7 protein-coding genes are annotated in these 5421 nt (G+C 37.8%); 6 read left to right on the top strand and 1 reads right to left on the bottom strand.

Annotated features, from left to right (window positions below):
* Positions 1 to 364: 364 nt before the first annotated feature.
* On the bottom strand, positions 365 to 499 hold the full coding sequence (locus AC1DTM_RS17475; protein WP_000513901.1) for a YpzI family protein: 135 nt from the start codon (positions 497 to 499) through the stop codon (positions 365 to 367).
* Between the two features lie 117 nt (positions 500 to 616).
* On the opposite strand from AC1DTM_RS17475, the gene AC1DTM_RS17470 reads away from it, so the two are divergent.
* The 6 genes from AC1DTM_RS17470 (at position 617) to AC1DTM_RS17445 (ending at position 5140) form a co-directional block, all read left to right on the top strand.
* Complete coding sequence (locus AC1DTM_RS17470; RefSeq protein ID WP_088098875.1) at positions 617 to 1228, top strand: YphA family membrane protein; 612 nt, start codon at positions 617 to 619, stop codon at positions 1226 to 1228.
* Positions 1221 to 2114, top strand: a complete 894-nt coding sequence (locus tag AC1DTM_RS17465; RefSeq protein ID WP_477000561.1) for a YIEGIA family protein — start codon at positions 1221 to 1223, stop codon at positions 2112 to 2114. The genes AC1DTM_RS17470 and AC1DTM_RS17465 overlap by 8 nt, the downstream gene beginning before the upstream one ends.
* Entirely contained in the window at positions 2111 to 2296 is a 186-nt protein-coding gene (locus AC1DTM_RS17460) for a capping complex subunit for YIEGIA (RefSeq protein ID WP_002086624.1), read from the top strand. The genes AC1DTM_RS17465 and AC1DTM_RS17460 overlap by 4 nt, the downstream gene beginning before the upstream one ends.
* Before the next feature lie 124 nt (positions 2297 to 2420).
* Complete coding sequence (gene der, locus AC1DTM_RS17455; RefSeq protein WP_377940351.1) at positions 2421 to 3731, top strand: ribosome biogenesis GTPase Der; 1311 nt, start codon at positions 2421 to 2423, stop codon at positions 3729 to 3731.
* Between the two features lie 18 nt (positions 3732 to 3749).
* The gene (locus AC1DTM_RS17450; RefSeq protein WP_002201139.1) at positions 3750 to 4772 is read left to right on the top strand and encodes an NAD(P)H-dependent glycerol-3-phosphate dehydrogenase; all 1023 of its coding nucleotides are present in this window, start codon (positions 3750 to 3752) and stop codon (positions 4770 to 4772) included.
* A 116-nt stretch (positions 4773 to 4888) separates the two neighbouring features.
* Complete coding sequence (locus tag AC1DTM_RS17445; RefSeq protein WP_002158593.1) at positions 4889 to 5140, top strand: stage VI sporulation protein F; 252 nt, start codon at positions 4889 to 4891, stop codon at positions 5138 to 5140.
* Positions 5141 to 5421 lie beyond the last annotated feature (281 nt).

Here is a 5421-nt window from a genome sequence, read left to right as displayed (position 1 = left end):
CCTATATGGTCTGTTGTGGGAGTGGTGATGGCACACCGCAATCTTGCACGTCAGCGATACCAGAAATGGACTTCGCCTTTGGTAGCAAGAATCCCATTGACGTTAGTCAGCTGGCCCCTTTAGGGGTGGGAGTGTCAAATATTCTAAAAAAACAACAGGCATAGTTACGATTGATGCCTCATCAAGTGATAGGGTTTATAATGCGAAAACAAAAGAATTATATGACGAGTAGAAATAAAATAATTGTGTAAAAAGACGGTTTCGTACATTATCGAAACCGTCTTTTTGTATTGCCCGTAAAAGCCCGATTGCTGTGGGCTAATAATCAGTGTGGATGGATACCCCCGCTGAAGTTTCACTTTATTTAATGCTGATTCTGTTTTCGAGCTTGCTCCGGTGTATCAAGACTTGTTGCACCGGGATATTGAAGTGATTGGTCGCGATCAGATTCAACGCGGCGTGATTCTCTTAGTTTTCGTTCTTGGCGATCTTTACCCATTGTGAGTTACACCTCCTTATTAAAAGTTTTGCTGTTATGAGAAAAACTATGCACAAAGAAAAGGGGGATTAACTTTCATAAAAAGTTCCCATAATGGAAAACATAGGAGGTGAAGTGATGGATGGGAGTACTTTTTATTTTGTTGCTTGGATAGGGTGGATTGTCGTGACCTTTTTTATGAAAAAAGAATCTATTCGTTGGAAGATAAGTGCTTGTATATTAATTTTTATTATTTGTTCTCCGTTAAATGTGACGATTGCGTCTTTCGCGATATCGGTAAATGCCCTTTTGCTTTGTATTATTTCTTTTGTAGGCATCACGTTATATTCTATTTGGAAAAAATTATATACCTTACTTTCGGCACTTATTATTGCAATGTTATATACAAGCTTTCATTTGTTAGAAGTATATGATCCAATTTGGATTGTGGTTGATAGGTTGTTGCTGTTAAGTGGTGCACTTGTGTATGCATCGGTTTTATTGCACGGGGATCGCATATTACGATTATGCTCCTTATATATAGGGATGTTACAAGGTGAATTGTTGGTGACGCTTATTTTTCGTAAATTACATTTTCCTTATGAATATGGCAGTTTAGCTTTTTTAGATGTTGCTGCTGTTTCCACTTTATTTATGGCGATTTTACTTTGGATTACGAAAGCATCAGTATATATGGAACAATTTAAGAGGAAAACACGTAAAAGAAAGGCGAGGGTAATGCATGACTGAATATACACCAGCTATTTTATGTGGCGTAATTGCAGKTACAATAACTAGGGTGTTAATGCTTCGTACCGATACGAGGCAATATCCGACGAGGCTCCACGGAAAAATTATTCATATCGCGATGGGATTAATTGCGGCTGCCTTAGGAGCAATTGCGATTCCGTCTGTTTTGAAAAAAGATTTCTCTGCAATTACATTTCTTACGTTAGCAGCGACGCAATTTCGTGATGTGCGCAATATGGAAAGAAATACGCTTCAACAATTAGATGGATATGAGCTCGTACCACGTGGTAATACATACATTGAAGGAATTGCATTAGTATTTGAAAGTCGTAACTACTTGGCGATGTTAACGTCGTTTGTAACAACGTTTGCGTATATAGGATTCCATTCATGGATTGCTGGGGTAATTACTGGTACAGTAAGTTTTTTCATTGCGAAAAAATTAATGTCAGGTAAAAGACTTCATGACCTTGTAGAAATAGAACACGTTCCACTTCGTTTTGAAGGAGCGGGACTTTATATTGATAATATTTACATTATGAATATTGGATTGCCAGCAAGGCAAGAAGAAATTATGAAGTATGGAATGGGATTTATTTTAAAACCGAAATCGATAGATGCGATGGTTACAATCTCAAACTTAGGACAACGTCAAGCTATTTTACATGATGTTTCGGTTGCTTTAGGAATATATAGAGATTCTGGAACGCCGGCACTTGTACCGTTAGCGAAGCGTGATTTAGAGGATGGGAGAGTTGGGATTTTTGTTCTGCCGCAAGATCAAGATGCAGAAAAAGCGATAGGGGTAATTGGAAATGTACCAACATTAGAGAGTGCTGTTCATATGTCATCAGAAGCTCCGAAAGGAAGGGGAGATAAGAGATGATGTTAGAAAGTGTTATTCTCGCAGTCATTACAACAACGCCAGAGAAATTTGCAGGTGGTGCCCCTTTATTTATTTGCGAGTCGACAGAGGAACTGGAATTTGTTGCAAATAATTTAGAGGCTATTTTAGATGGGATTGCACATCGCTTACAAGATAATGTATATATTATTGTGAAACATTAGTAACGTGTGGTATAATGTGAGGTGTTTTGATACGTTGAGAAATATTCTGGAATGCAAATCCCTTCTTGCACAAAGAAGGGTTTTTTACATAATAAACAGAAGCAAGTTGAAAGGATGAAAGTATATGCCGAAACCAGTAATAGCAATAGTAGGCCGCCCGAACGTAGGAAAATCTACTATTTTCAATAGAATTGTTGGAGAAAGAGTTTCAATCGTAGAAGATATACCAGGTATAACGCGAGACCGTATTTATAGTGCGGGAGAATGGTTAAATCATGAGTTTAACATTATTGATACAGGTGGAATTGATATTGGAGACGAGCCGTTCTTGACACAAATTCGTCAACAGGCGGAAGTAGCGATTGATGAAGCAGATGTTATTATTTTTATGACGAATGGTCGCGATGGTGTAACTGCAGCAGATGAAGAAGTTGCTAAAATTTTATACCGTTCTAAAAAACCAATTGTACTTGCGGTAAATAAGGTTGATAATCCAGACATGCGTAGTGATATTTATGATTTTTATGCATTAGGATTTGGCGAGCCATTCCCGATTTCAGGTACACACGGTTTAGGACTTGGTGATTTGTTAGATGAAGCTGCAAATCATTTTCCAAAGATTGAAGAAGAAGCGTATGACGATGAAACAATCCGTTTCTCTTTAATTGGACGTCCAAACGTAGGGAAATCATCACTTGTAAATGCACTTCTTGGTCAAGAACGTGTAATTGTAAGTAATATAGCGGGAACGACACGTGATGCTGTCGATACACCATATAGTAAAGATGATCAAGATTATGTAATCATCGATACAGCTGGTATGCGTAAAAAAGGGAAAGTATACGAAAGTACAGAAAAGTATAGTGTACTTCGTGCACTTAGAGCGATTGAACGTTCTGACGTTGTTTTAGTCGTTTTAGACGGAGAAGAGGGAATTATTGAGCAAGATAAAAAAATCGCTGGATATGCTCATGATTCAGGACGAGCTGTTATTATCGTTGTAAACAAATGGGATGCAGTGAAAAAAGATGAAAAAACAATGAAAGCATTTGAAGAAAACATCCGTGCTCATTTCCAATTTTTAGATTATGCACCGATTGTATTCTTATCTGCGAAAACGAAAAAGCGTACACAAACGTTATTACCGGTTATTAATGAGGTAAATGAAAGCCATAGCATCCGTGTACAAACGAATGTATTAAATGATGTAATTATGGATGCGGTAGCGATGAATCCAACGCCGACACATAATGGTAGCCGTCTGAAAATCTTCTATGCGACACAGGTTGCGGTAAAACCACCAACATTTGTTATATTTGTAAACGATACAGAATTAATGCACTTTTCATATGAGCGCTTCTTAAAGAATCGTTTACGTGAAGCGTTCGGTTTTGTAGGAACGCCGATTCACATTATCGCTAGAGCAAGAGACTAATGGAGAGGATGTGATTTTATGACAAAAATCACAGTAATAGGAGCAGGTAGCTGGGGAACAGCGTTAGCGATGGTATTAGCTGACAATGGGCATGATGTACGTATTTGGGGAAATCGTTCTGAACTTATGGATGAGATTAATACGAAGCGTGAGAACAGTAGATATCTTCCAGGGATTACATTGCCAAGCACAATCGTAGCCTACTCTTCTTTAGAAGAAGCATTAGTAGATGTAAATACAGTACTGCTAGTAGTACCGACGAAAGCGTACCGAGACGTATTGCAAGAGATGAAAGAAATTGTTACAGAGCCAATTACTTGGATTCATGCAAGTAAAGGAATAGAACCAGGTACGTCAAAACGTATTTCGGAAGTGATTGAGGAAGAAATTCCAGAGAGCTTGATTAAGGATGTTGTTGTACTATCTGGGCCGAGTCATGCTGAAGAAGTAGGTTTGCGCCAAGCGACGACTGTTACGTCTGCAGCAAAACGTATGGAAGCGGCTGAGGAAGTACAGGATCTGTTTATGAATAGCTATTTCCGTGTATATACAAACCCAGATATCGTTGGAGTTGAACTAGGTGGTGCTTTAAAAAATATTATTGCACTAGCTGCGGGAATAACTGACGGACTTGGATTAGGTGATAATGCGAAAGCCGCATTAATGACACGTGGTTTAACGGAAATTGCTCGTTTAGGAAGAAAGATGGGCGGAAATCCACTGACATTTGCTGGTCTAACTGGTATGGGGGACTTAATTGTAACTTGTACAAGTGTGCATAGTCGAAATTGGCGTGCGGGAAATATGCTTGGAAAAGGACATTCTTTAGAAGAAGTATTAGAAAGTATGGGTATGGTTGTTGAAGGTGTACGAACAACGAAAGCTGCTCATGAATTGGCAGAGAAAATGGAAGTTGAGATGCCGATTACAGCCGCTTTATATGACGTGTTGTTCAATGGGAAAAATGTAAAAGATACAGTAGGCTCATTGATGGGGCGTGTTCGAAAACATGAAGTTGAAACGATACCTGATTTATTATAAAAAAAGCGGTAGAAGTACATTTTGTGCTTCTACCGTTTTTTTTGTTTTCTGGGTCTTTTCACCAATTTTTCATTTGTGCATAGGATGAAGAGTAACTTGAGGAGAGGGTGAAAAGAATGGATAACAACATTTTTAGTAACATTGAAAAGGAAGCGAAAGTGAATAAAGAAGATATTTTTAAATTAGCATCATCTGTTCAAAATGCGAACTTACGTGATGAGAAAGTGCTTCGCCAATTGATTCATCAAGTTGCTTTAATGGCAGGACGTGAAGTGCCGAAAGAGCAAGAGGATCAAATTGTAAAAGCGATTATTAACAATAATATGCCGGCGGATTTTGGTTCGTTAAGTAAAATGTTTAAAAAATAAATTATGAGAAACAAAGAGTTTAGAGAATGCATATGATAGTTATGAAAGAATGGGAATAGAGCTGTTAAGGGCATATTTGGTCAACCGAAGCGCATCATTTCGTGCTTCGGTTTTATTATTTTAAATAAAAATCATCAATTCACGGAAAAATGATGATTTTTATTTGTTTAAAGATTTTAATTTGTTAAAATAGTATAAAAATAGATTGAAAGTAAAGGGGTGTATATATGTCGGAAGGGCTTATGAAAATGTGGTTTGCTTTAGGGGCAATTGGATTTATG

The sequence above is a fragment of the Bacillus sp. P4_D3 genome (assembly GCF_056401855.1).
Note: the sequence above shows the minus strand (reverse complement) of the source record. Positions and strands in the feature narration are given on the sequence as shown.

Bases quoted from the DNA above. Each gene is read 5' to 3' on its own strand.
- AC1DTM_RS17445 (WP_002158593.1), top strand. From the start codon at position 4,889: ATGGATAACAACATTTTTAGTAACATTGAAAAGGAAGCGAAAGTGAAT.
- AC1DTM_RS17450 (WP_002201139.1), top strand. From the start codon at position 3,750: ATGACAAAAATCACAGTAATAGGAGCAGGTAGCTGGGGAACAGCGTTA.
- AC1DTM_RS17460 (WP_002086624.1), top strand. From the start codon at position 2,111: ATGATGTTAGAAAGTGTTATTCTCGCAGTCATTACAACAACGCCAGAG.
- AC1DTM_RS17470 (WP_088098875.1), top strand. From the start codon at position 617: ATGGATGGGAGTACTTTTTATTTTGTTGCTTGGATAGGGTGGATTGTC.
- der (WP_377940351.1), top strand. From the start codon at position 2,421: ATGCCGAAACCAGTAATAGCAATAGTAGGCCGCCCGAACGTAGGAAAA.
- AC1DTM_RS17475 (WP_000513901.1), bottom strand. From the start codon at position 499: ATGGGTAAAGATCGCCAAGAACGAAAACTAAGAGAATCACGCCGCGTT.